This is a genomic window from Acinetobacter sp. TR11 (genome assembly GCF_027105035.1).
Classification (GTDB): domain Bacteria; phylum Pseudomonadota; class Gammaproteobacteria; order Pseudomonadales; family Moraxellaceae; genus Acinetobacter.
In genome coordinates, this window is sequence record NZ_CP114256.1 from 2,307,280 (window position 1) to 2,332,856 (window position 25,577).

Annotated in this window: 23 protein-coding genes; 7 read left to right on the top strand and 16 right to left on the bottom strand. The window is 37.2% G+C overall.

The window, feature by feature from the left end:
• Window position 1: 1 nt before the first annotated feature.
• The 3 genes from cas3f to O1450_RS11000 all read right to left on the bottom strand — a co-directional run bounded on the left by cas3f (window position 2) and on the right by O1450_RS11000 (window position 4,826).
• Complete coding sequence (cas3f, locus tag O1450_RS10990; RefSeq protein ID WP_269228446.1) at window positions 2-3,376, bottom strand: type I-F CRISPR-associated helicase Cas3f; 3,375 nt, start codon at window positions 3,374-3,376, stop codon at window positions 2-4.
• Window positions 3,373-4,341 (bottom strand): type I-F CRISPR-associated endonuclease Cas1f, encoded by a 969-nt coding sequence (gene cas1f / locus O1450_RS10995; RefSeq protein ID WP_269228447.1) that lies wholly within the window; start codon window positions 4,339-4,341, stop codon window positions 3,373-3,375. The genes cas3f and cas1f overlap by 4 nt, the downstream gene beginning before the upstream one ends.
• 113 nt (window positions 4,342-4,454) lie before the next feature.
• Window positions 4,455-4,826, bottom strand: a complete 372-nt coding sequence (locus O1450_RS11000) for a DUF962 domain-containing protein (protein ID WP_269228448.1) — start codon at window positions 4,824-4,826, stop codon at window positions 4,455-4,457.
• Window positions 4,827-5,002: 176 nt separating this feature from the next.
• Here O1450_RS11000 and O1450_RS11005 point away from each other — a divergent pair, with 176 nt between their 5' ends.
• Entirely contained in the window at window positions 5,003-6,451 is a 1,449-nt protein-coding gene (locus O1450_RS11005) for a CYTH and CHAD domain-containing protein (RefSeq protein WP_269228449.1), read from the top strand.
• Between the two features lie 97 nt (window positions 6,452-6,548).
• Here the strand turns inward: O1450_RS11005 and O1450_RS11010 are convergent, their stop codons facing one another.
• On the bottom strand, window positions 6,549-7,181 hold the full coding sequence (locus tag O1450_RS11010; RefSeq protein WP_269228450.1) for a hypothetical protein: 633 nt from the start codon (window positions 7,179-7,181) through the stop codon (window positions 6,549-6,551).
• A 104-nt stretch (window positions 7,182-7,285) separates the two neighbouring features.
• On the opposite strand from O1450_RS11010, the gene O1450_RS11015 reads away from it, so the two are divergent.
• Window positions 7,286-7,669: a DUF3144 domain-containing protein gene (locus tag O1450_RS11015; protein ID WP_004663269.1), complete on the top strand. Its 384-nt coding sequence runs from the start codon at window positions 7,286-7,288 to the stop codon at window positions 7,667-7,669.
• Window positions 7,670-7,754: 85 nt separating this feature from the next.
• On the opposite strand, the gene O1450_RS11020 is transcribed toward O1450_RS11015, so the two are convergent.
• The 5 genes from O1450_RS11020 to icd all read right to left on the bottom strand — a co-directional run bounded on the left by O1450_RS11020 (window position 7,755) and on the right by icd (window position 14,524).
• Entirely contained in the window at window positions 7,755-8,222 is a 468-nt protein-coding gene (locus tag O1450_RS11020) for a hypothetical protein (RefSeq protein ID WP_269228451.1), read from the bottom strand.
• Window positions 8,223-8,358: 136 nt separating this feature from the next.
• Entirely contained in the window at window positions 8,359-8,991 is a 633-nt protein-coding gene (locus tag O1450_RS11025) for a hypothetical protein (protein WP_269228452.1), read from the bottom strand.
• 322 nt (window positions 8,992-9,313) lie between these two features.
• Window positions 9,314-12,082 (bottom strand): M16 family metallopeptidase, encoded by a 2,769-nt coding sequence (locus O1450_RS11030; protein ID WP_269228453.1) that lies wholly within the window; start codon window positions 12,080-12,082, stop codon window positions 9,314-9,316.
• Window positions 12,083-12,227: 145 nt separating this feature from the next.
• Window positions 12,228-13,046 carry a PhzF family phenazine biosynthesis protein gene (locus O1450_RS11035; protein ID WP_269228454.1) on the bottom strand — a complete coding sequence of 273 codons (819 nt, stop codon included), beginning with the start codon at window positions 13,044-13,046 and terminating at the stop codon, window positions 12,228-12,230.
• A 221-nt stretch (window positions 13,047-13,267) separates the two neighbouring features.
• Window positions 13,268-14,524, bottom strand: coding sequence for an NADP-dependent isocitrate dehydrogenase (icd, locus tag O1450_RS11040; RefSeq protein WP_269228455.1), 1,257 nt, complete (start codon window positions 14,522-14,524; stop codon window positions 13,268-13,270).
• Window positions 14,525-14,716: 192 nt separating this feature from the next.
• Between icd and O1450_RS11045 the strand changes: the two genes are divergently transcribed.
• Window positions 14,717-15,535, top strand: coding sequence for an rRNA large subunit pseudouridine synthase E (locus O1450_RS11045; RefSeq protein ID WP_269228456.1), 819 nt, complete (start codon window positions 14,717-14,719; stop codon window positions 15,533-15,535).
• 71 nt (window positions 15,536-15,606) lie between these two features.
• On the opposite strand, the gene O1450_RS11050 is transcribed toward O1450_RS11045, so the two are convergent.
• From O1450_RS11050 to O1450_RS11060, 3 genes are all read right to left on the bottom strand, one after another.
• Complete coding sequence (locus O1450_RS11050; RefSeq protein ID WP_269228457.1) at window positions 15,607-15,810, bottom strand: hypothetical protein; 204 nt, start codon at window positions 15,808-15,810, stop codon at window positions 15,607-15,609.
• 288 nt (window positions 15,811-16,098) lie between these two features.
• Window positions 16,099-16,455, bottom strand: a complete 357-nt coding sequence (locus tag O1450_RS11055) for a DUF2971 domain-containing protein (RefSeq protein ID WP_269228458.1) — start codon at window positions 16,453-16,455, stop codon at window positions 16,099-16,101.
• 135 nt (window positions 16,456-16,590) lie between these two features.
• Window positions 16,591-18,822, bottom strand: a complete 2,232-nt coding sequence (locus tag O1450_RS11060; RefSeq protein ID WP_269228459.1) for an NADP-dependent isocitrate dehydrogenase — start codon at window positions 18,820-18,822, stop codon at window positions 16,591-16,593.
• 489 nt (window positions 18,823-19,311) lie between these two features.
• On the opposite strand from O1450_RS11060, the gene uraH reads away from it, so the two are divergent.
• Complete coding sequence (gene uraH / locus O1450_RS11065; protein WP_241306155.1) at window positions 19,312-19,710, top strand: hydroxyisourate hydrolase; 399 nt, start codon at window positions 19,312-19,314, stop codon at window positions 19,708-19,710.
• A 101-nt stretch (window positions 19,711-19,811) separates the two neighbouring features.
• Window positions 19,812-20,507, top strand: coding sequence for an IS1 family transposase (locus O1450_RS11070; RefSeq protein WP_269228460.1), 696 nt, complete (start codon window positions 19,812-19,814; stop codon window positions 20,505-20,507).
• Here O1450_RS11070 and O1450_RS11075 read toward each other — a convergent pair.
• The 3 genes from O1450_RS11075 to rlmE all read right to left on the bottom strand — a co-directional run bounded on the left by O1450_RS11075 (window position 20,488) and on the right by rlmE (window position 23,521).
• Window positions 20,488-20,769, bottom strand: a complete 282-nt coding sequence (locus O1450_RS11075; protein WP_269228461.1) for a hypothetical protein — start codon at window positions 20,767-20,769, stop codon at window positions 20,488-20,490. The genes O1450_RS11070 and O1450_RS11075 overlap by 20 nt on opposite strands.
• Window positions 20,770-20,838: 69 nt before the next feature.
• Window positions 20,839-22,734 (bottom strand): ATP-dependent zinc metalloprotease FtsH, encoded by a 1,896-nt coding sequence (gene ftsH, locus O1450_RS11080; protein ID WP_269228462.1) that lies wholly within the window; start codon window positions 22,732-22,734, stop codon window positions 20,839-20,841.
• Window positions 22,735-22,870: 136 nt separating this feature from the next.
• Window positions 22,871-23,521, bottom strand: coding sequence for a 23S rRNA (uridine(2552)-2'-O)-methyltransferase RlmE (rlmE, locus tag O1450_RS11085; protein WP_269228463.1), 651 nt, complete (start codon window positions 23,519-23,521; stop codon window positions 22,871-22,873).
• A gap of 228 nt (window positions 23,522-23,749) precedes the next feature.
• Here rlmE and yhbY point away from each other — a divergent pair, with 228 nt between their 5' ends.
• Window positions 23,750-24,076, top strand: a complete 327-nt coding sequence (gene yhbY / locus O1450_RS11090; RefSeq protein WP_004660805.1) for a ribosome assembly RNA-binding protein YhbY — start codon at window positions 23,750-23,752, stop codon at window positions 24,074-24,076.
• A gap of 5 nt (window positions 24,077-24,081) precedes the next feature.
• Window positions 24,082-24,618 (top strand): DOMON-like domain-containing protein, encoded by a 537-nt coding sequence (locus tag O1450_RS11095; protein ID WP_269228464.1) that lies wholly within the window; start codon window positions 24,082-24,084, stop codon window positions 24,616-24,618.
• Between the two features lie 51 nt (window positions 24,619-24,669).
• Here O1450_RS11095 and O1450_RS11100 read toward each other — a convergent pair whose 3' ends face one another.
• Window positions 24,670-25,278, bottom strand: a complete 609-nt coding sequence (locus O1450_RS11100) for a hypothetical protein (RefSeq protein ID WP_004660802.1) — start codon at window positions 25,276-25,278, stop codon at window positions 24,670-24,672.
• Between the last annotated feature and the right edge of the window lie 299 nt (window positions 25,279-25,577).

A 25,577-nucleotide genomic window follows, 5' to 3' on the forward strand; every position in this document is an offset into this window, starting at 1 on the left:
ATTATTTATCTAAAACTACAAGTCCAAATTGTTCTGAATAAACAAGTCTTTTATTCTCATCATATTCAGGTAACATAATTTCCCCATAGCGTTCTGATAATATTTCTATCTTTTCTTCAATATCCTCATTTCCACTCACTTTATCAAGAGCAAAACGACACAAAATGTCGTAATAATTTCGATTTAACCATAATCTTTGTTGCTCTAATTCATTTAATTGAATGTGATGAATATTATAAAAGCCATTACGATCAATATATTTTCCAAGATCATTTTTTACACAAAATGCAAGCTTATGATTTTTTAACACTGCAAAAAGCTGAATATTAGGTGAACTTTGTCTAAAAGGCGTAAATCTCTGAGGTAAAGCCGTTAAAAACCAGTTTTGAGTCAACCATGAATTAAGGGGCTTCGCACCTACTTTATTATATGAAGTTAAGGCATCAGCCATAACAGCATGTTCAAGATCAGCCAATTTTTTTTCGGCTTGCAAAGGTTGATTTGCCTGAATACGTGGAATCGCATTAATATTAAAATCAACATTTGAAATATCGAGGAGTTCATTTAAATTTTTGGCCTTTAACTTGAATTTATCATTATTCATTTCAAAACCTGGCTTTTCGAATGCAACCTTCGCCTTTCGTAACCCTTTCAAGTTATATTGCATTAAAGCAATATTGGGTTTTTGAATATCCTGCTCCAATTTTCGATGCCTTAATACACGCCCAGCAAGTTGGATGATAGAGCGATAAGAAGATGGCTCTACAATTGCCCAATCAAAATCATGATCACGACCAACTTCCTCTACAGGTGTTGCAACTAAGATAAAAACAACATGTTCATGCTGTGTTGAATCTAAATGCTGTCGAATCACATTTTCTGAAAATGCAGTCGCCTGCTCTCCTACTTTTTCCTTGCGCTTCAAAACCTGATCTAAATGTCGCTCCTGCTCACTACGTAATAGCAAAACTTGGCGACTATGATATGCCATGACACGAGGTGCAATTCCTTGTGACCACTCAGCATTCAATAAATATTGGGTGAGTGCAACGCATGGTGGAATATTCGCTACGCGTACCACACCAAAAGAAACTTTTTTGCCTGTTTTAATATCAATACTGTGATGATTTAAATGCAACTGTTCAGCATTTTGCTTAATTCGTTCAAAATATTGCGACTGCAAACTTTGCTCTAAACGTTGTACTTCTTTTTCTGCAACAAGATCAGTGCAATCTATAATATAGGCTTTATGTTTTACGATTTGCTGACTTAATGCAGTTGTACGAAGTTCAATAAATTGATCATGTACATTCTTATATTGCTGTATCGTTTCTTTTGATTTTCTTGCATCAATCATTTGAGTCTTGGTTTTAAATTCATCGACCCACATTGCAGCAATATTCGTATTTTTAAGTTTCTTAAACGCACAATACAATGACCAACCTTGCTGATACGCATTAAAGAAACCCTCAGCTAATGCAGGTGGAATGGTTGCCGAGGAAATCATCACTTTTCGCCCTAGCATCCCTGCCAAATGTACTAGTCGAGCAATTGCAATTAAGTCTTGACCGTTAAAATCATCAACTTCATCAATGACTAAATCAGACGAAGAAAGCCTTAAACTGGGTAAAATATATTTCCCGCCACGTTTGGTTTCCGTGGCTGCCATCATATGGTCAATGGTACAAGCTAAAACAGGTTTATATAAAAAAGCTTTATTACGTTGTTCCTGATGCTTTGGAAATAAAGCATTCATAAACTCTGCTTGAGGCATAGCCTCATAATCAAGTTCATTGTCTAATAGTTCTTCTAGTGACTCTGAACCTATTTCCTCAATACTGACTTCATCTGGCTGAGTATTTTTTATATTTTGATGATGTAATTCCTGAACAGCTTTTGAACCAATTAAAACAGCAAGCTCATCATTGCTCAAACCAATATCATGACGATATGAATCGCCTGTTTGTAAAGTTAATGTTCTGAGCCCTAAAGCTAAGATATAGCGTAATGATTGCCCATCTTTGGATAGAGCTTGCATAATTTTAGCATTAGCAATCGTTTTACCCTTACCCGTACTCGCCATATTGACAATAAACCAACCTTGTTTCTCCATCCCCTCATTTTTTTGAATAAATTGTTGTATTCCTTTCACTGCCTGATCTTGCCATTCAAAACCTTGAGGACTTTTCTTTTTTAATTTTTGAATATCATAAGCGGGTTCCATGTCATCGGCTAAGCGACTTAAAGACTGAGCGACTCGCATCGCATTGTCACTAACGCGTACTAAATGCTCATCTAAAAATTGTTTGGCTTGTTTCGTTTTTGGGTCAGTATTTGCAACGAGTGATAAGTTGGTTTTCCACGTTTTATCCGCCTCACAAGATGAATAATAGTGATCACCTAACATAAGACACAATCTGGCATGATGTAAAATCACTCGCCAACTACCATCCACAAATATCTGTTGAGATGCTTGAGACTCCTGTAATAAACGTGTTGACCATTTTTTAATTTGTTTATTCCATTCAGATGACTGAGTCAACAAACCTTGTTTAAACTCAAAACACAATTTAAGGCGTTGTTGATATTCTTTTTCCTCAAATTTATTTTGGTAACCCCAATCTGCTTTGATCAATTCAAATAAGTTATTTATATATGAAACATCTTCACTGCCATATTTCTTATATTCTTCTTCACTTTTTAAATTGGGTAACCGATGATGTGAAACGATCAACCATGCGACCAACTGCGCCAAGGGTGGAAGTTGATCTAAAACTTTTGATTGATCTGAGTTTTTTATAATCGTTTGTTTGAGTACCTCTTCATTCCAACTTTGACTGATAAATAAATTGAGCCATGCTTCATCAGTTTCAATATCGCCCGATGATTGAACCAATGCATTGAGCAAAAGACAAGAAATCCATTCATGCCGTAAAGGATCGCCTTTGAATTGGTTATTTTTACTGAGGAGTTTCTGCTGAAATAAAAGCGTTGCTTTGCCCCAATCATGAAGTAATGCGGACACGGCAACCAACGCTTTAATCAGAGGTAAATAATGCCAGTCATTTTCCCATTTATTTTGATCTAATTTTTTCTTCGTGGTATTCACAGGCACAATACCCTGCGTATTAAACTTATTCCGATTTCCAACAATCCACAGCAATTCACTTCTACGACGACCACGTATCCAGTGACAACTCACAGCGGTACTTTTGGTGACAGTCTTTCTCAACAATTTTTTAACAGCAATCAAACCATCTTCGGTAATGACTGTTTGCCATGTATTGTCACCAATTCGATCCGCAAAAGCATCGAGTACACGGCGAGTTCGAGGAATCGCTTTCTTTTCACATTGAGAGATAAAAGTCACAATCATGCTTGCTCTCCATCATTCGATAAAGCGCGCTGTAAGGCTTTTTCTTTCACCTGATCAAACATCCAATCCAAACAGCGATATTCAGTGAATTTTTGTAGTAACTGCTGTCTAAACTCTTGCTCTTTCATGCCCTCTTTGGCACAAATAAATGCCCAAGGTAAAACTACAGCATCCTTAATTAGATCCGCTACATCAAACACCAAAGCACCACGGCGCGTTTTACCGTGCATCACAGCAAATGAATGAGAAATGCCTAACACCCAAAGTGTGGTAGCGGCTAAACCATAAGCCAAATAATTGCCATGATTTAAAAAATCATTGGCTAAATCACCTTGTTCAGGATTGCGCTCAAAACTAAGTTTGCAACGTGTGGCCGCAATTTTATAAAGCTGCTTGGTCATTTGTGCTTCAGCAAGCAACAAATCACCAACTTTGCTTTGATGCGGAATTTTCTTTTCAAATCCTATTAACGCTTGGGTGATATCTTGGTCATCCAGATAAAATCCTTCTGCTTGTAAATCTCGATCTTTAGCCCAAACTTTACGGATAAATTCGATACGCGCGAACTGAAATTGTTTTGCGACCTCTAAACGTTTTGCCTCATCAAACCAAAAGCTCATCCACCCCTGCATATATTCCGTAGGGCAATATTCACTTTGTGGCATCATCCATTCAATTTCGCTCCCCATAAATAAAGGCGTTCCACCGCCGCCTGTAAAACCGACCAATACTCCTGCACTGGCGAGCATCCGCATTGCCGCTTGGGTAATGGATGTGCCTGTACCCAATAAAATGACCGTGGTATTGGCGATTGGAATATTCCAATATTGGTTTTCATTTTTGGCTTCTGTGAGATATAAAACTCGACCATCTTTTTGCATGACACGAGCATGTTCAAGGTAGTAAAGATTTGCACGTTTAGAATGTAAAATTGCTTTTAAATCGGAAGGATTAAGTTGTTCCATTATTATGATTTCTCTTATTTTTTCTTATCTTACTTGAACACTTGGTAATAAAAAAGCTGCCGAAGCAGCTTTGCGACAGTAAATGTCGTTTATCGTATTAAAGCAAAATATTTTTAAGAATCAATTTTATCCAATTGACGATCAACCAAACTCAAACGCCCACGTGCAACGTCCGACAGCATCCTCCAGTCAGAAATGAAGCTATAAAATGGCTGTTTAAAGCTAGCAGGTTTATTGTGTTCAAAGAAAAAATGCCCCACCCAAGCGCAGGCATAGCCTGAGACTAAGCCATAAGCGAAGTATTTTGCTTTACGCTGACGAATCGCTTTAGTAAAGAAATATAAGCCAATAGAACTGCCTGCGACATGCAATCGGCGGCTCGTGATACTACGATGCTCTGTCAGGTAGAAATAATAGAATTCATTATAATTTTTAATCGGTAATGAAAATTCCACTGGCTTGGCTATATTGGCTGGTGCATTCATTTCTTGATCATCCTAATCGTGCAAGATTGTTCACACGTTAATTCATTTTTTGCACAAAATAAAGTCATTAGGTGTCATCGTATCCAGACTTAAAACAACTTTACAATCATTCTTGAGATCAACCCGTTATACTCATTTTATATTTATCATTCTTTGCGCTCAGGAGTCATAACATCATGGAAATAGAGCTTAAATTTCAACTTCCTGAATCTAAGAAAAAAACCGTTTTACAAACACTGAATAAGCAAAAAGCGCAAAAAATTCAGCTCCAAGCCAAATATTATGATACCGCTGACCGCTTACTTGCCAAAAACTATGTCGCTATCCGTTTACGCCAAGAAGGTGAACACTGGGTACAAACCTTTAAAGCCGCCAGTAAAAACCATCTACAACGCATTGAAGAAGATATTTATCTGGGTAAATGTGAACAAGAACCTGAACTCGATTTATCACTTTATCAGCACAACCGAACCGTTCAAACGGTGCTACATGAAATTTTAGGTGATACGCCTGCTGAGCTACAATTACAGTTTCAAACCAATGTACAACGAAGTTTCCATGTGTTTGAGTTTGAAGGCTCGCAGATCGAAGTTTGTTTAGATGACGGTGAAATTCGTACCCCAACCGATCAAGCCAAAATCTGTGAAGTCGAATTTGAACTCAAACAAGGTGTAGCACAAGACTTAATTCATTTTGCCAAGACATGGGTAGATAAATATCAATTATGGCTTGATGTGCGTAGCAAAGCAGAACGCGGTAATTTACTCGCAGTTGGCAAACGTGTTTCTCCTGCGACCAAAGCCAAACAGCTAAACTTAGAATCCGACATTAGCGCCGAACAAGCAGTTAAATTGATCGTCGAAAATACCTTAAACCAAATATTGCCGAATGCTGCCGCAATTGCCGATGGTGTCGCTGAAGCCGATCATATTCATCAAGCACGTGTCGGCTTGCGTCGCTTACGTTCTGCTTTAAAACATTTTTCAAATTGGTCAGCACAGGTTGATCCAACTTGGGAAAATGAATTAGCAGAACTTTTTAGGGCTTTGGGGCAATCACGTGATCACGATGCAATTCAGGGTTCTGTGATTCCGCTTATAAAACAAAGCTGTGATTTTGAATTTCCTCTTGGTGCTGAAATAGATTCCAATATCGCTAAGCTTTTCAGTGCAGCTAAAACAACACAGCTATTCTTATCATTATTTAGTTTTATATATTGTGGTGATGAGTCGAAATCAAAATTATCTAAACAAGTAGCTAAAAGTTTGAGCAAGCTTTTTAACAAAATTTTAGAGGACGCAGCTCAGTTTTCTACGCTTGCAATTGAAGAACAGCATCGTACTCGTAAGCGTATCAAGCAATTGCGTTATTGCATCGACTTTATTTCAGGGCTTTATCCTGAAAAAGAGGTTCAGCAATTTTTGAATAAACTAGAACCAATCCAAGAATATTTAGGTTTTTATAATGATCTATTTGTGGCGGAACAGATTTTTGAAAAACAAGCACTAGAACAATCACAATTTTTATTTGCTTTAGGTTGGGTAAAAGCACAACAACCGCATGTCGCAAAGAAAGCTAATAAAAAGTTACAGCATTTATCGGTTAAAGATATTTTTTGGAAGTAGTAATCGCCCCCAAATACAGATCAGTGTAAATCACCCCTAACCCCTCTTTGAAAAAGAGGGGGATGAAAAGATTGACTTGATAAGAAATTATCAAATCTTACCGATATTTCCCAAAAATCTTCCATGTCCCATTATCAGCAATCGGATCACTATAACTATCATTACGCTGCTTACGCGGCTTATCCCGTGCATCCACCAATTTAAAATGTGGCTCGACACTTAAAATCATACCATTCATATAAAAACGGGTGCGCGTATACTCGGTTTGCCCGTGTTGAAAAACATAAGTCCGTAAATCAATAAACTCACGATGTGCCACCAACGCAGCAGTATCATCACTACCTAACCATTCCTGCATTGCAAAAATCTGATCTGTCTCAAATTGCCCACATTTTTCGAGCAAAGCCGCCACGCCACGAAAAGTCTTAGATTCTTTAGCCCGTGTTTTATTAATTCGAATACGATCGACATGAAAGAAAAACAGCGGCAAATTAAGATGGCTCGGTAAATGAATGGCATCCACCACGCCATCCTCCATAAAGGACTGACAGAGTTGCTGTGCCCTTTCAATCAAAGGTTGCCATTGTCGGTAGTATTCATCAACCTCGTCCTTTAAACCATAATAAATCGGCAAACCTTCGACATGCTCTAAATATTGTGGTGGATGAATATGTTGGCGTAGTAAGGCAATATCCGTTTTAAGACTTTGAATTGCAATTGCATCTTGCATAGTGATTATTCTAATTACTTAGGCTATTTTAGATTAAGCCAAAGGTTTAGTTTCCACAAGGCTTTGTCTATAATATTGTGTCTTATTTGTTGTTGGGAAAAATCATGTCTCAAAAAATTAATGCCACTGATGTGACAGAAGAAGAAGCTTTAAATGCGATATTTTTTGAGCGAGCAGATGAATTTATCAAACAAGCCAATGAGTTTTGTCGCCCACAAAAAGGACAGCAACCCAAACCAGAAGAGTTACGCGGACAAGTCAGCGCTGCCATGTTATTTGCAACAGCTCGTTTTAATACGTGGGTTGCAGCAAATAATTTTAAAGATGGCAATGAAATGCGTGATGCCAAAGAACAAGTCATGTCTTATCTACTGCAACAATTCCAAATGATGTTAGAAGATAACTTTGACGAATATTGCGAGCAGTTTGAAAATTATCTACGTTTCCGTAAAAATGAAGATTTTCATACGCACAAACACGATCATTGATAATCTAATGATAAAGCTGTTTTTATATATGCAGTGATTAGGTGTAAGTGAATGAAATACTAGTTTCATCCACTTATATCTTTACTTATGATAAACATAAACCATTTAATCTTGCTCTATAGCTTTTTGGAATTTGAGGATTCGTTCTTGCTTCATTAGCTTCATCACTACAATATCTAGAGTCGGGAGAGGCTTCACTTATACACTTATTATAAATTTCTTCTTTAAAGTACTGAGCTGCATAATCCTGTGGTCTAGCATTAGGATTGTATGCAGCATTGGTTGGAATTTTATAATTTTTAGAGCTCCATTTTGATTTATATGCCTCATTTAGCGTTATGTTAAACCATTTTTTTGTTTCAGTTGATAAATATGGTCGAGCAGCAGATTGAGATAGCTGACTTTCTATTTTGTTTCTCGGGGTATCATTCCCATTTCTAAAATACATCATTGTGTGAGCATGCCCCTCTATCTTTTTACAGAATCCTATAGGACTTTGAGCATAAGAGCTAGTTGCAAAAAATGTTAATACTAACAGTATTATTTTATTCATTTGTTCCTAATTTCCACATTTAAGATAATTACAAGACCTCTTGCAAAAGTCAGACAGCTATAAATTATGATTTTTAAGGAATTTTTAAAATCATTAAAATTATACTTATACAAGAAGTTCATAGATAACCTTAATATTAATTTAAATTTAATCCTTTCTTAATATATGGATTAAAACCAAGACTTCTTCCTGAATTTCCGCCAAATCCAGAATCCATAAAATAATTATGATATAATACTGATTTCTTTAATGTTATATCATTTAAATCGCCTGTAAAACTAGAGAATTTTGTGTATCCTTTTTTATCAAACCCATTTCTTTTGGCAATAATCATATGGTTGTTTTTTGGCATATAATACACATAATACTTATTATTTCCATCTGTTGATTTAGCTGAAATATCGAGGACAAGAACTGATTTAAAATACATGTCGAAAGGAGTAACTTCTTCATCAGGATTATCAAAAATTTTTTCTGTTAACTTAACATTGATATCTTTGAATAACTTAGTAGCTTTAATACGAAATTTTTCATCATCATAAAAATTTAAATACTTTGTACTAATAATCATATTTAAATGCTCTGGAAACTTACAAGGGTTAACTACAGCCGAAGCGTAATTATTGAATTCAGATGCATATTTACAGTACTTATTATATGTATCTACAATATCTTCTGGAGGAGTATGATAGTCTTCATAAAACTCTTCTGCAAATACGCTATTGATACAAAGAATAAGCAAAAATGGTAAAAAAATAGTTTTTTTCAAAATATTACACCTTATTAAATTTTGGATAAAAATTAAATATGAATTTCATATGCACACATATAGAATTTTATATGATTATCAATTAGATAGAAATACTTATGAATTAAAATTTATTAAGCAAAAAAATTGTTCAAGGTTAGTCGTAATACTTTCTATGCTCTTATCAAGAAAAGTAAATAGCCAAAACAGCGATGGTACTTCTCCGTTCAAGATATGATGTGATTATTTGGAAATAAAGCAGATAACAAAGCAACAGAACAAGCTATTATTGAACTATATCTCAAAAACAAAGCCACCTCATCGGTGACTTTGTTTTTGTGGTTTACTTCAAGTCTTGGGCTTTACCATATTGGTCAGCCATCACCTCAACAAACTGATCTAGCTTGATATATTTCTTAATCACAGCATCCACATCTGCCTTGGTCAGTTTTGCAAGCGCTTGATCTCGCTCAGCACGATCCATCAAGGTTTTATTACGCTCTAACTGTCCTGTAAGCATTTTATGAATATTTCGTTCATCTTCTAACGAAGTCACGCGCTTCTTCATAATATCTGCTTTAGCCGCTTCCACTTCCTGCTCAGTTACCCCTTTACTCAATAAATCGGTCAATACCTTATGAACAGATTGTGATACCTGATCAGAACGACCCGCTGTATAATTCGCTGTAATACTAATCGACCCACTTTCGTTGTCTGAATCTAGATCAAGATCACTCCCAAAACCATAAACAAGCGCATTTTTCTCACGTAATTCCTGAGCCAAACGAGAAGATAACTGCGAGTTACCCATAATATGACTGAGGAGAATCAAGGCAGGAGCATCTTGATGATAAGCACCTACAGGAATAGTCAGAATACTTTGATAGCTACCAAACTCACGTTGCTCGGATAGAGCATGTACTTTTTCCGCTTTGAATTGAACATACGGCGATGTAATTTTTTGGTATGGCTGTTTGGTTTTCCACTGTCCAAATGCTTTTTGTAAAGTGTTCTGCATTTTCTTCAGATCGAAATCACCTGTCACTGCGATTTGCGCATGATTAGTGACAAAGAATTGATCATAGAATTGCTTAACCTGTGCTTGCGTAGCCGCATTTAACTGCTTCTTCGCAAACTCTGGTTCAAAGTGATAACGCAAATCACCGGGTTGATAGGTTTCAAGTAATCGAGCCAAGGTCATTGAGGCAACAATTGCAGGTTCAGTATACGGTCGATCTAATGCAGATAAGCTTTGATTTTTCGCTAAATCAAATTCTGATTGTGCAAATTTAGGCTGCTTCATGACATCAATAATAAAGTTTAAGAAATCTTCAAACTTATCTTTTTTTGCCTGAATCCCAATCGTCAAACCATTACCATTTGAAGTAATAGATGCACCACCACTTGCTGCAATCGCTTTATCTGTAATTTCTTGTAATGTATGTTTTTCAGAACCACGCAGCATCAAATAACTGGTTAAATCTAAGGTCACCCCTTTGCCAAACAGTGATTTCTCCGTACCAAAATCTAGGCTAATGGTGGCATAGGTTTTATCATCACGTGTTGTGGTTGGGAATAAAGCATAGCGAATACCATTCTTTAACTCACCACGTTGGATTTTTTGCTCATTTTTCTGTAGTTGCTGCGCAGACTGTGCAACAAACTGAGTGACTTCTTGTTGATAAATCGCAACATCTTTTAACGGTTCAGGCTTTTCGGCACTTTGATCTAAGGTTTTAGGTTTATCTTGTGCCTTGAGTGTCATCGCTTTCTTTTGATCTTCAGGTGTAGGTAGAATATCGCCCGAAATACGATGCGATGATACTAAAAACTGTTTTAATGTTTGATTGGCATCATTTAATTTTAAATCTTGAATGGCTTGTAAATCTTTGAAGTACTGATCCCATTGTCCGTGTGAAGACACTGCATAATCACTAAGGCGAGAACCCAAAGCAACAGCATCATTTGCAATCGTATCAGCGGTATTTTGAGTAATGGTTTTGATACGTTGTAGCTCTGCATCTGTAAATGCTTGGCTATTCTCGACGCCTTCAACCAAGGCATCATCGACTTTTTTCGCATCATGATTCGGCGCATAAATAGCGCCCATAAAGACCAAATTAAAATCTTGGTCTAACCATGTCGTCGATTGAACAGCCGTGCTCACTCCTGTTTCTACCATGCTCTTATACAGCGTACCACTAGGCTGCATGGTATAAAGTGCTGGTGCAAGTGCTAATGCTGGCTGTAGTTGCGTATTTTTTCCATTCATATAAATGTGGAATTTAGCAAGATCACTACCCTTTTGCACCGTGAATTTTCGCTGCTCAATCTTACTTGAATCTAAGACTGGAACTTGAACAGGTGTAGGCACAGTACGTGCAGGAATCGGACTAAAATATTGATCAATTTTATTTAATACTTCTGATTTATCAAATTTACCCGAAATCACCATCACAGCGTTATTGGGTGCATACCATGTTCTATAAAACTGATTTAGTTCATTCATTTTTATAGATTTTAATTCAGGCAAATCACCAATCGGCAATCGACCTAAATATTGATTGCCATAAGCTGCTTTCCACATTTGATCCATCAATACTGCAAACGGTTGATCCATTCGAACTTCACGTTCCCGCTTTACAATCTCAATTTCAGAAGGTACAAATTTTTCTTGTAGCACCAATTTATCCATACGCTCAGACTCAAGGTATAGAATTTCATTCAGTGCATTTTTTTCAGGACGAACAATATTTAAATATTTAGTTGAGTAATAATCGGTACTGGCATTGGTCATTAAAGTGAATTGATCCAAACGACGCTGAAACTCCTCTCCTTTTACATTTTGTGTGCCTTTAAATGCCAAATGTTCAAGCAAATGAGCAAGACCACTTTTCCCTTTAGGATCGTTAAGAGAGCCTGTTAAATACACTGTATTTACATAGACTTTATTTTCTTTATCATTTGGTGCAAGAATAACTCTGAAACCATTATCTAATTTATATTCTTCGATATTTTTTTCACTTTTTACGAGTACTGTCTGAGACCAAGATGTCGCACTCAATCCAATCAAACAAAGAGAGAGTGTAAGCTGCTTAAACCGCATTAACATAATTTATCCAAGTATTTTTAGTCATTTAAATAAAACGATAAACCATATAGTAGAGAACGATTCGCATTTTTAATAGTGATGTTTTGAAAAAAGCTGTGCATTTAAACAGCTTTTTTCTATGTTTTTATAGCGTTTGAGTTAAAACTTAGATTGCAAGTTCAGCCTGCATATACAGTTTTGCATAACCTGAAATTTCAATACGATGTTCAGACTCAATCACACACTCTAAAACCCCACCTCGGACTGATGCCTGATATGCGATAAGCTGAGTTTGATCAAGTTTTTCAGCCCACAATGGAGCAATCGCAGTATGAATCGAACCTGTGACAGGGTCTTCATTAATACCAATCGCAGGGGCAAAATAACGAGATACACAATCAAACTGACCTTCACCTCTTGCTGTAATAGCCACATCAGGTTGAGACGCAGTAATTGCGGTACGTAATGCGCCTAATTGCTTTAATTTTTCAAAATCAGGTTGCTCGTTTAATACATCAGCGACTGTTTCATATTCAACAATATATGCCTGACCATTCAGATAAACCGCTTTAAATGGCTTGGTTAAACCATCTCGAAGTTCTTGAGGATATTCAGATATAAGTTCAGCTTTTCGAATAGGGAAATTCATTTTAATCTTGCCGTCTGCTGCTTGGCTAACGATAAAAATGCCCAAATCTTTCACATGAAATTGAATCGTCTTTACAGTGGTGAAATCTTTAAATAAAACAAAGGCACTGGCTAAAGTCGCATGTCCACAGAAGGCAACCTCATCTGTTGGTGAAAACCAACGAATTTCATAATTAGTTTCATCTTGTTTTTTGACAAAAGCCGTTTCAGATAAATTATTTTCCAATGCGATATTTTGCATTAAGTTTTCATCTAACCACTCATCTAACACAATGACTGCTGCAGGATTACCTTTAAATAGTTCTTGGGTAAAAGCATCAACTTGATACATCTTCATGACATGAGACTCTAAATATTTTTCAACTATTCTGAACTTTTAGCCGATGAAACATAGATACAGATTTATCTAAATTTACGATACAGTGCATATTTATATGGTTGAAAATCATGTGAAATGCACAATGAAAGAACGATATTAACAAACGATACAATCGAACTAAAAAAATGCCGACAAAAAAGGGCGTTACTTAAACACCCTTCTCTTGAGCTCAGCTTTGTTTAATCTTCCATGTGTTGAATAATGGCTTGACCAAATTCCGAACAGCGCAATAGGGTTGCATTTGGCATTAATCGTTCAAAGTCATACGTTACTGTTTTCGCTTCAATTGCACCAGAAACACCTTTGATAATCAAATCAGCAGCTTCGCCCCACCCCATATCACGTAACATCATTTCAGCAGAAAGAATAATTGAACCAGGATTAACCTTATCCTGCCCCGCATACTTTGGTGCAGTTCCATGAGTTGCCTCGTAAACTGCTATCGCACCACCAATATTGGCACCCGGTGCAATGCCAATTCCCCCTACTTCTGCTGCCAGCGCATCAGAAATATAGTCACCATTTAAATTAAGTGTCGCAATAACAGAATAATCTGCCGGACGCATTAAGATTTGCTGTAAGAATGCATCGGCAATCACATCTTTAATAATGATGTCTTTACCATTTTTAGGGTTCTTGATTTTAACCCATGGTCCACCATCAAGTAGTTCACCACCAAAGCGTTCTATTGCGAGTTCATAGCCCCACTCTTTGAATGCACCTTCGGTGTATTTCATAATATTACCTTTGTGAACCAACGTCACAGAAGGTTTATCATTATCTATCGCAAACTGAATGGCTTTACGTACTAAACGTTGTGTCCCTTCTTTAGAAACAGGTTTGATCCCAATTCCACAGCCTTCGTCAAAACGGATTTTTGTTACGCCCATTTCTTCTTTTAGAAATTTAATAATTTTTTTAGCTTCCTCTGAATCTGCTTTCCACTCAATCCCTGCATAAATATCTTCTGAGTTTTCGCGGAAAATCACCATATCCGTGAGTTCAGGATGTTGAACAGGTGAAGGAACACCCTCAAACCAACGGACTGGCCGCACACAAACATATAAATCAAGTTCTTGACGCAACGCAACATTCAGTGAACGAATACCACCACCCACAGGTGTGGTTAAAGGACCTTTAATTGAAACAATAAATTCTCGTAGAGCTTCGAAGGTTTCTTCAGGCATGTAAGTGCCATAAATTTTATCTGCTTTTTCACCGCAATAGACTTCCATCCATTCGATCGAACGTTTGCCACCGTAAGCTTTTAACACCGCAGCATCTACTACTGCTTTCATAGCTGGTGTAATATCCACACCAATACCATCACCTTCAATAAAAGGGATGATTGGATGATTTGGAACATTCAGTGACAGGTCTGCGTTTACTGTGATTTTGTCACCATCAGCAGGAACCACGATCTTCTGATAACCCATTTTGCAGGTTCTCCCTCATGTATTTAGCGATTATCACTATGCCTTCTATGGCATACTTTCGTTTTTATTGCATGAAACAGTTTAGTTCAAAACAGGTTTTTTTGAGATTTATACGGGAAATAACAACATTTTCCGATTAAATAGAAACCTTTATTGTTATGATGCCGCCCATAGCCAAAGCAGTATACTCATATGAAAATAGTTGTATTCAACAAACCTTTCGACGTTTTGTCACAGTTCCGTGAGGATGAAGCTCACCTTACACTTTCTCATTTTATTCATGATCCAGATTTACGTCTGGCAGGCAGACTTGATCTTGACTCAGAAGGACTTATGTTCCTTACCGATCATGGTGGTCTGAATCAATACATTACGAATCCTGCAAATAAAAAATTTAAAACCTACCTTGCTCAGGTTGATGGTGATGTAACTGAGGAAGCATTAGAACAATTGCGTAAAGGCGTTGAACTCGCTGATGGCATGACGTTACCTGCTAACGCAATGAAAGTAGATGCGCCAGAATGGTTATGGGAACGAGATCCACCAGTACGTTATCGCGCTAACATCCCAACAAGTTGGATTGAGCTACAAATTTGCGAAGGTCGTAATCGCCAAGTACGTCGTATGACCGCGGCGGTTGGCTTTCCAACTTTACGCTTAATTCGTACTAAAATTGGTGCAATTGATTTGGTTCGTTTAGGTTTACAACCTGGCGAACAAGTTGAAATTGAACCTTTGTTATATCCTGACTTTAAAGATGTTCCTGCAGATAAGCCGTATGAAGGACGCTCTTTTGCTAAAAAAACGAATAATAAACCGCATTTCTCTCGTGCTAAAGATAAAGCACGTGAAGAAAAAGGTGAAAAACCGTTTAAAGGTAAGAAAAAAGCAGGTGGCGGTACAACACGTATTTGGCAAATGGATGAAAGTGAGAAACCACGTCGCAAGACCAATGGTACAACTCGTCCAAATACTAAAGCACCACGTGGTCGCAACCGTAATGGTCGTTAAAAGTTGATTTTTTAAAGCCCACGGAAGTGGGCTTTTTTATTAAATAAAATTTAATAATTTCATAGCATCATCTAAAATATTCTTGTATTTATATTTTTAAACAAATCCTCAATCTCAGTATATTCAAACTCATAGGAATTTGATTTTAACTTCATTTGGAAATATTTGATTCCACGCCCTTTCATAGCCTCCATGACCTGTTCTTGACTCACCTGAGATGAACTATCTGATAATTTCTTATTATCATCATGCAGATCTTGCTTTGTTTTTGGCATTCTTAAACCAAAATAAATTGCCTTCACGGCTCTAGCATCATATTCAACTTACCAAAATGATTGATAATTATTCTTATCTCATCCTCATGCAACCACCTCTTTGATTTTGTACCAAGAATTAACTTGGTCAATTTAGAAATATTATTATGATGAAATACTGAGCTAAAATTCAATTTTGGTATAAGTGTGTTTAGGCAATTAAACATGCGTAAAAAATCAAAAAAATCACCATAAGTGATTGTATTTTATTTATTAATTTAAATAACAAACATGTTTACTTTTTAGCTCTTACTTATCTACATCATATTGCACAATACAATTCAATTTAATACTTTCGATTTTCAATAATATTTCTTGATCATATTCAATAAAAAAACCTTTATGTGCATTAGCGTAATACGCCCATAACAACTCATCTTTTTCAGTTTTACTCAAGGAGTAAATACCGTAATTTTTAACTTCTTTATAAAATCGAGAGAAATCATTTTTAAACAAATGATGTAGTCCAGTTGCATCTAATATCTCATCAATAAATATCCCTTCGTAAGGATCATTTAATTCTAAAGAATTAGGGGCATAAAAATAATTCTGTTGTAAAGAATCTAAATCATGTTTTGAGCCATATCTATATTTATAAACATTCATATTTTTATAGAAAATAATATTAAAAATTAATACTAACTTCAGATCAAACTTAATTCAAATAAATCAAATTTAAAAAAACCGATACTTTCGTATCGGCTTTTTCACTTTATCGACTGATAGCCGATTTTACTAAACTTAAATAGTTTCAAGCGTAGCATTAAGCGTTGAACTTGGACGCATCACTGCATTTACTTTCACTGGATCTACAGCGTAGTAACCACCGATATCAGCAGCTTTACCTTGTACTTCACTTAATTCAGTAAGAATTTTTTGTTCATTTTCAACCAAGGCTTTTGCAAGAGGCGCAAACTTCGCTTTCAATTCAGCATCTTCGTTTTGAGCAGCAAGCGCTTCAGCCCAATACATTGCTAAGTAGAAGTGGCTACCACGGTTATCTAGCTCGCCAGTACGACGTGATGGAGACTTATCATTATCTAGCAATTTACCCGTTGCTTGATCAAGAGTTTCTGCAAGTAACTTCGCACGTGCATTATCTTCTTTAAGACCAAGCTCTTCTAAAGAAACTGCAAGCGCAAGGAACTCACCAAGCGAATCCCAACGTAAGTGGTTTTCTTCAACTAACTGCTGAACATGCTTCGGCGCTGAACCACCTGCACCTGTTTCATACATACCACCGCCCGCCATTAACGGAACGATTGATAACATTTTCGCTGAAGTACCCAACTCCATGATCGGGAACAGATCAGTTAAATAATCACGTAAGATGTTACCAGTCACAGAGATTGTGTCTAAACCACGTGCTACACGTTCAAGCGTATAACGCATTGCACGTACTTGTGACATGATTTGGATATCAAGACCCTCTGTATCATGTTCTTCTAGATACTTTTCAACTTTCTTGATCAACTCATTTTCGTGTGGACGGTATGGGTCGAGCCAGAAAATCGCAGGCATACCAGAGTTACGAGCACGACTTACTGCAAGTTTTACCCAATCTCGAATAGGTGCATCTTTCACCTGACACATACGCCAGATATCGCCTTCTTCTACATTTTGAGACATCAACACTTCACCAGTCTCTAAATCGGTAATGTTCGCAATACCCGCTTCAGGAATTTCAAAAGTTTTGTCGTGTGAACCGTATTCTTCTGCTTTTTGCGCCATCAAACCAACGTTCGGTACAGTACCCATCGTACGTGGATCGAAGTTACCATTCCACTTACAGAAATTAATCATTTCTTGGTAAATACGGGCGAAAGTTGATTCAGGCATAACAGCTTTACAATCGTAAGGTTTACCATCGGCACCCCACATTTTACCGCCACCACGAATCATTGCAGGCATAGATGCATCTACAATCACGTCGTTTGGAGAATGGAAGTTATCAATACCTTTCGCTGAATCAACCATAGCTAATGCTGGGCGATGTTCTTGGCAAGCATGTAAATCTTCAATAATTTCTTCACGAAGTGAAGTTGGTAAAGTTGCGATCTTTTCATAAAGACCTGCCATACCATTATTGACATTAATACCTAACTGATCAAATAACTTACCGTGTTTTTCAAAAGCATCCTTATAGTAAATTTTCACACAGTGACCGAAAACGATCGGGTGTGAAACTTTCATCATGGTCGCTTTTACGTGTAATGAAAATAAAATACCAGCTTCACGGCAGTCATCGAGTTGCTTCTCATAGAAGTCACACAATGCTTTTTTGCTCATGAACATCGAGTCAATCACTTCGCCATCTTGAAGCGCAACTTTAGACTTGAGAACGATTGTCTCACCGCCCTTCGTGATTAACTCCATCTTCACATTACGTGCACGATCAAGTGTCATTGATTTCTCGCCATGGTAGAAGTCACCTTCTTCCATATGAGAAACGTGCGTTTGTGACCACTGTTTCCACTCACTCATTGAATGAGGATGCTTTTTCGCATAATTTTTTACAGCAGCAGGCGCACGACGATCTGAGTTACCTTCACGTAATACAGGGTTTACAGCAGAACCAAGACATTTACCGTAACGCGTCTTAAGTTCTTTCTCTTCATCCGTTGTTGGATTTTCTGGATAATCAGGAATTGCATATCCTTTAGACTGCAATTCTTTGATGCATGCTGTTAACTGAGCAACTGAAGCACTGATATTTGGCAGTTTAATGATATTTGTATCTGGATCTTGAGTAAGGCGACCAAGCTCAGCAAGGTTATTGCTTACCTTCTGCTCATCGCTTAAGTATTCCGAAAATTCCGCAAGCACACGTGCTGCAACAGAAATGTCACTCTTGACAATTTCTATGCCAGCTGGCTTAGTAAAGGTCTCAATGATCGGCAGTAGCGAATAGGTCGCCAACAATGGCGCCTCATCAGTCAGTGTATAAATGATTTTTGACTTTCCACCAGCCATATATAGCCCCTTGTGTTTGGTTGAGTTTTTCATGAACGAGCTTTTGGCCCAGTCCATTAAAACCGGTTTGCTTGATTAAGGTCTGAGAGTATCAGTCCTCAACGTATCTCAGTCAACGCAATATCTTGTGATATTGACATTTCGCTACGAAATAATGGTATAAAGCTTACGCTTTGTGACCAAGGAACCGGTTAGCTTAAATAAAACATGAGAGTATCAGTGTTGATTACTTCTCAGTCAATGTAATATATCGTGATATTGACATTTCGATACGAAATACCAATGCTTGAGTACTTCCGTACGATTAAACCCTACATTTTTTAAAATTCTATTTGCTGATTCATTTCTGCCAAATATTTTATAAAATGCTTAATCATAATAAATTGTTTAAGTCCGTACGAATATTCGACTCAAGTTTCATTTACACTTTTTAAACCTATATCTTGAACAAATGATTAAAATCATTTTTTATTTTTTAGGATTGGTCAGATGTTAAAAGTTTTGATTCCTTGCGTAGCCATTTCTCTTTCATCTTTTAGCTTTGCGCAAAACCCTTTAAGTGTGCATGTGCTTAACTTAGAAAATGGACTTCCTTCAGCGGGTGTAAAAGTTATTTTGGAAAAACAAGAAAATAACCAATGGAAAGAGCTTAACCAAAGTACAACCAATCAACAAGGTCGGATCACAGCGTTATATCCTGAAGATGCTGCCCTTCAAAAAGGTATTTACAAAGTTACTTTTAAAACAGGTGAATGGTTCCAAAAGAATAAACAAAGCTCATTTTTCCCAGAAGTTCCTGTCATTTTCTCTGTGGATGGCAATCTTGAACATTATCATATTCCACTTTTGATTAGTCCTTATGGATACTCAACTTATCGTGGTAACTAATAATTTTCAAAAAATCTTAATTAAAATTTTGGGTGGTGTTCTAAAAAGTATGCTCATAAGAAAAGGAGGCAACGAGGAACAATTCAGCTATATTTAAATGTGTGAAAATCGAAATAGAACTTCATTGTCCTCGATGCCAGAGTACAAGTATAAAGAAGAATGGCATTAAACACGATGGTAAGCAAAACTATCGTTGTAAAGAATGTAATAGGCAGTTTGTGGGTGACCATAATTTGACGTATTTAGGCTGTCATTCAAAAGCGGTCAAATTGATTTTGCTTATGCTTGTGCGATGTTGTGGCATTCGGGATATTGCAAAGATTACGAGGTTTAGTATTGGCAAGATACTTAAAACGCTTACACAATCAAATCATGAAATAATTCCTCAAAGAACTCATTATAAATGCTTGGAAGTTGATGAATTTTGGACATTTGTAGGCAACAAGAAAGATAAGCATTGGCTACAGTACGTCTATGATAGAAGTAGCGGAGAAATAGTGGCTTTTGTATGGGGAGGAAGAGATGCTCATACAGCACAAAGGCTAAAAAACCGTTTAGAAGAACTGGGTATTACTTATGATTGTATATCGAGTGATCATTGGGAAAGTTTCATCAAAATTTTTAAGCCGGACCAAGAAGGGAAATATTATACAGTCGGGATAGAAGGAAACAACTGCCGATTAAGACACCGCATAAGGCGAGCAGTAAGAAGAACATGCTGTTTTTCGAAGAAGGTATTGAATCATGTAAAAGCTTTTAATCTTGGATTCTTTTACATTAACCACAGTTTTGTATAGTGATGTTAAAATGATCAGCATACATTTTGAAACACCACCTAGTTTCTTTCTGAAAAACATCAAGTTTGCAAATAAATATAGATTGAGAATAATCCTTATTTACTTCTTGTAAAATAGATTCTGTTTGGAATTGAAGTGACTTAAAGTCACATAATATATCTAGATCACTCAAAGTATTTTTTTGAAAAATTTTTTCTAAATATTTATAAGCCAAATTTTCAACTTTCAAAAATAATGCTGACGATCTTTCAACTCTGGCCATTTTAATTCACTCTTTTTAGTAGGTCATAAAAAAGAGCCGCTCTTTAGCGACTCTCTTTAATTTCAACCATTAACCCATTGCTGGTAATGGTGGCGGTGTAGATGGACCATCTTTAGGAGGTTCAAATGCAGCCACTGGATTTTCAGCAATATAAACTTTGGGTGGTTGAGGCTCACGACCTTCCATAATGTCACGGATTTGGTCGCGATCAATGGTTTCCCAATCCATCAACGCTTTCACCATTGCATGTGCGATATCCTTATTATTTTCCAAGATATCACGAGCAACTTTATATTGTTCATCCAAGATACGACGTACTTCTTCATCAACTTTTTGCTGAGTTGCTTCAGAAATCGTACGGCTACCCACATTACCGAAGAAACCACTTTGGTTTTCATCTTCATAAACCATGACACCAAGGCGATCTGACATACCGTACTTGGTTACCATTGCACGTGCCATTTTGGTTGCACGTTCAAAGTCGTTAGATGCACCAGTGGACATTTGATTAATAAACACTTCTTCAGCAATACGACCACCAAACAGGATAGAAAGTTCATTCAACATCTTATCTTTATAGTGGCTAGTTTGGTCTTGCTCAGGCAACTGCCAAGTTACACCTAATGCCCAACCACGTGGCATAATTGTTACTTTATGCACTGGGTCTGTACCAGGTAAAATTTCAGCGACAATGGCATGTCCAGCTTCATGGTAAGCCGTCGCACGACGTTCTTCTTCACGAATCACCATCGATTTACGTTCTGGACCCATGTAAATCTTGTCTTTTGCATCTTCAAAGTCATGCATATCCACCGTGTTTTTATTACGGCGAGCAGCAAACAACGCAGCTTCGTTGACTAAGTTCGCAAGTTGAGCACCAGAGAATCCTGGAGTACCACGTGCAAGAACTTTAACATCCACACCTGTAACAGATGGAAGTTTCTTCAAATGAACATTTAAAATTTGTTCACGACCACGGATGTCTGGTAAACCAACCATTACCTGACGGTCAAAACGACCTGGACGAAGCAAGGCTTTATCCAGTACATCAACACGGTTAGTTGCAGCAATGACAATTACGCCTTCATTACCTTCAAAACCATCCATCTCAACAAGCATTTGGTTCAAGGTTTGTTCACGCTCATCATGACCACCACCTGTCCCCGAACCACGGTGACGACCCACCGCATCAATCTCATCGATGAAAATGATACATGGAGCATGACGTTTAGCTTGTTCAAACATGTCACGAACACGTGATGCACCGACACCAACAAACATTTCAACGAAGTCAGAACCAGAGATACTAAAAAATGGAACTTTAGCTTCACCTGCAATGGCTTTCGCAAGTAATGTTTTACCCGTACCTGGAGGACCAACCATCAATACACCACGAGGAATGGTTGCACCAAGACGTTTGAACTTAGAAGGATCTTTCAAGAAGTCAACAATTTCAACCACTTCTTGTTTTGCTTCATCACAACCCGCAACATCGGTAAATGTAATCTTAATCTGATCTTCAGATAACATTTTCGCTTTTGACTTACCAAAACTCATTGGGCTGTTTTTGCCACCAGCGCCCCCACCCATATTACGCATAAAGAACATGAATAATAAGATGATCAGTAATACAGGGAAGCTCGCAATGAGAAGTTGCATCAAAATGCCTTGACGTTGTGGTGCAGTACCTTCAACGACTACATTCTGTTTATTCAAGCTTGGAAGCAATTCAGTGTCTTCTACTTGTGGACGAACCGTTTCAAAAGAAGAACCATTGGTTTTTTCACCACTAATGTTTAAACCGTCAATTGTGACTTGTTTAATTTGCCCAGCATTTACCGCTGCAACGAAATCAGAATATTTCATCGCTGCAGGCTTATTGCGGTCACTGACGTTGCTAAAAATCAAAATCAGAACACCGAGTATGATGAGCCACAATACGGCATTCTTGAAGTAATCGCTCAAGGCTTTATTCCCATATCAATCTAATTTGATCATACCTAATCTTGGCTGACCTTCACAAAAACAGCAATAAATTTGCGTTGCAAAAAACTTAAAAGGTACAAAATGCACAATTTTTAACAACTTGGCAAGTACACTTTTATTGCAATGCCTTTTTACGACCTTGACCAATCAAAAAAACTTCTTTTGATCGAGCACGAGATGCCGCAGGTTTGGCTGTTTTTAATACATCAAAACTATCAACAACTTGTTTTCTGAACTCATCAAATCCTGAGCCTTGGAACACCTTAACAATAAACTGTCCATTTGGGCCTAAAACTTTTTGAGCAAAATCTAATGCCAACTCACATAAGTAAATCTGGCGTGGTTGATCGACAGCCCTATTACCTGATGTATTGGGGGCCATATCTGAAATTACAACGTCTACTTGACGCCCATTTAAAATATTTAACAATTTTTCGAAAACTTCTTCTTCTCGGAAGTCGCCTTGCAAAAATGTCACATCTGGAAGAGCGTCCATTGCGAGAATATCTGAAGCAATTACTAAACCATTTGATCCAACCAGTTTACCTGCAATTTGCGACCAACTTCCGGGTGCTGCACCGAGATCAACAATTGTCATGCCCGGTTTGATCATTTTATATTTTTCTTGGATTTCAAGTAACTTGTACGCTGCCCGTGCGCGATAACCCTCTTTTTGTGCTTTCTTTACAAAAGGATCATCCAAGTGCTCTCTCATCCACACACGGCTGCTTTTCGACAATTTTTGATTGGTAATGCGCGTCGCCATAACTCACTAAATTTCAAAAAACTTCTGATTGATCATTGTACGTGAAAATTACTCCCATTACAGTACGGTTGTAGTTCATTCACACGAACTTTTACAGATTTTTTCCGATTGCCATGATTGGCTATTTGCCTAATTTTCACATATTTGTTTCAAGTGCCTGTCTGCTAAATCTATCTTAGAAACGGGATGCAAGTTATACTAGGTCGTTTTCCCAATCAGGTATTTTTAATGGCGGCTTTATCTATCCATGAACGTAAGCGTTTACGTCAAATTGGCCACGCACTTAATCCAGTTGTAATGATTGGTGGCCAAGGTCTTACAGAAAACGTCATTGAAGAAACTCATCGCGCACTAAATGATCATGAACTCATTAAAGTGAAAATTGCAGGTGAAGATCGTGATGCACGTGCAGCAGTAATTGATGCGCTTGTTGAAGCAACAGGTGCTGAATCTGTACAAAAAATTGGTAAAATTGTTTTGCTTTATAAAAAAGCAGCAAAACAAAACCAGCATCTTTCTAATTTAGTTCGTTTTGCTCACTTAAGTAACAAGTAATCAAAATGGCAAGTTATGAACTTTCCGCTTTCGATCGCTTTAATGCTATTACTGTCGTTGGAGCAATTGAGCAACAAACACCAGCGACATTAAATGTTGGTTTTTGGGTTCGTGATCCCAATCAGTTTCTGATTTACCCAGATCAAGTCAAGGCTCATCCTCGCCAAGACTTTTTATGGGAACAGACTTGTTTTGAGATTTTTATTGGTGTGAAAGATGAAGATTTTTATCGTGAAATCAATCTCTCTCCCTCTCAAGCTTGGCAAGCCTATCAATTTGAAGAATATCGCTTCCCTGAGAATATGCCGCCCGTTGCTGCATATGACATTGAGTTGAACCATTTGCAACGCACACACTATGGTTTAAATGTCAGTTTAGACTTATCTCAATTTATGCAACAAAATAAGTTAAAATGGGCTGACCTATATCTAGGTTTAACTGCCGTGTTAAATACCACACAAGGCATGCATTATTTTGCAATGCAACATAGTGGTCGCCAAGCAGATTTCCACAATAAACGGGATTGGTTACATCAATTTTAATCATAAAAAAAGCGAGAAATAAATTTCTCGCTTTTTCATCTCTATCTGCAATTAACTTGCACGTACTTTATTCCAAGCTTCAACTGCTTGTTCTTTAGTACGCTTAAAGCTACCCACTAAAGTATCTTTATGCTTAACAGAAATCTGACTAATATCATCTTTCAACTCTTTGCTGACTTTGGTTAAGTCTTCAATCAAAGCATTCAATTCTGTTTTTAATGCATTGGTTAATTCAACTAAATTACCTTGTGATGAATTCAGTTGAGTTTTAATGACATCAATACGCTGCAAGATATCTTGTTTAATTTGTGCAAGCTGATTTTGGATATTTTGGTTGAGTTCTTTCGCTTCAGCCTCAATTTTTTCTTGAGTTTCAGCTAATACTTCTTTCACTTGCTCTTGAGTCTCAGCAATCACTTCTTTCGCTTGTTCCTGAGTCTCAGCAATCACTTCTTTCGCCTTCGCTGTTTTTTCAGCTACAACTTCTTTCGCTTTTGCAGTTTTCTCAGCAACCACCTCTTTCACTTCTGCCGTCTTTTCAGCAACAGCTTCTTTGACTTCAGCGGTTTTCTCTGCAACAACTTCTTTTGCTTTCGCTGTTTTTTCAACCACAACTTCTTTAACTTCTTCAGTTGCTGGTGTAGTTTGATTATCAGCCATTGTGTTTCCCCTCTATATTGTTTGTTGATTTTTTGGCTAAATATAAGATAAAACGCTTTACTTTTAGACTATGAAAAAATTGTTAGACAATTTGCATAATATCTCATGATATAGATAGAAGAATGATTGATTTGGCAATAGACATAACAACAGTCAAACTTATAAAAGAAAAACCACAATTACTCACTTTAGCCAATAAAACAGATAGACTTTTGAACTACTCATGCGTATAATGCGCTGTTAAGTTACAAGCGAGCAGACTGGAAGGAGGGGCATGTTTTTAAAGACAGCCTACCTTT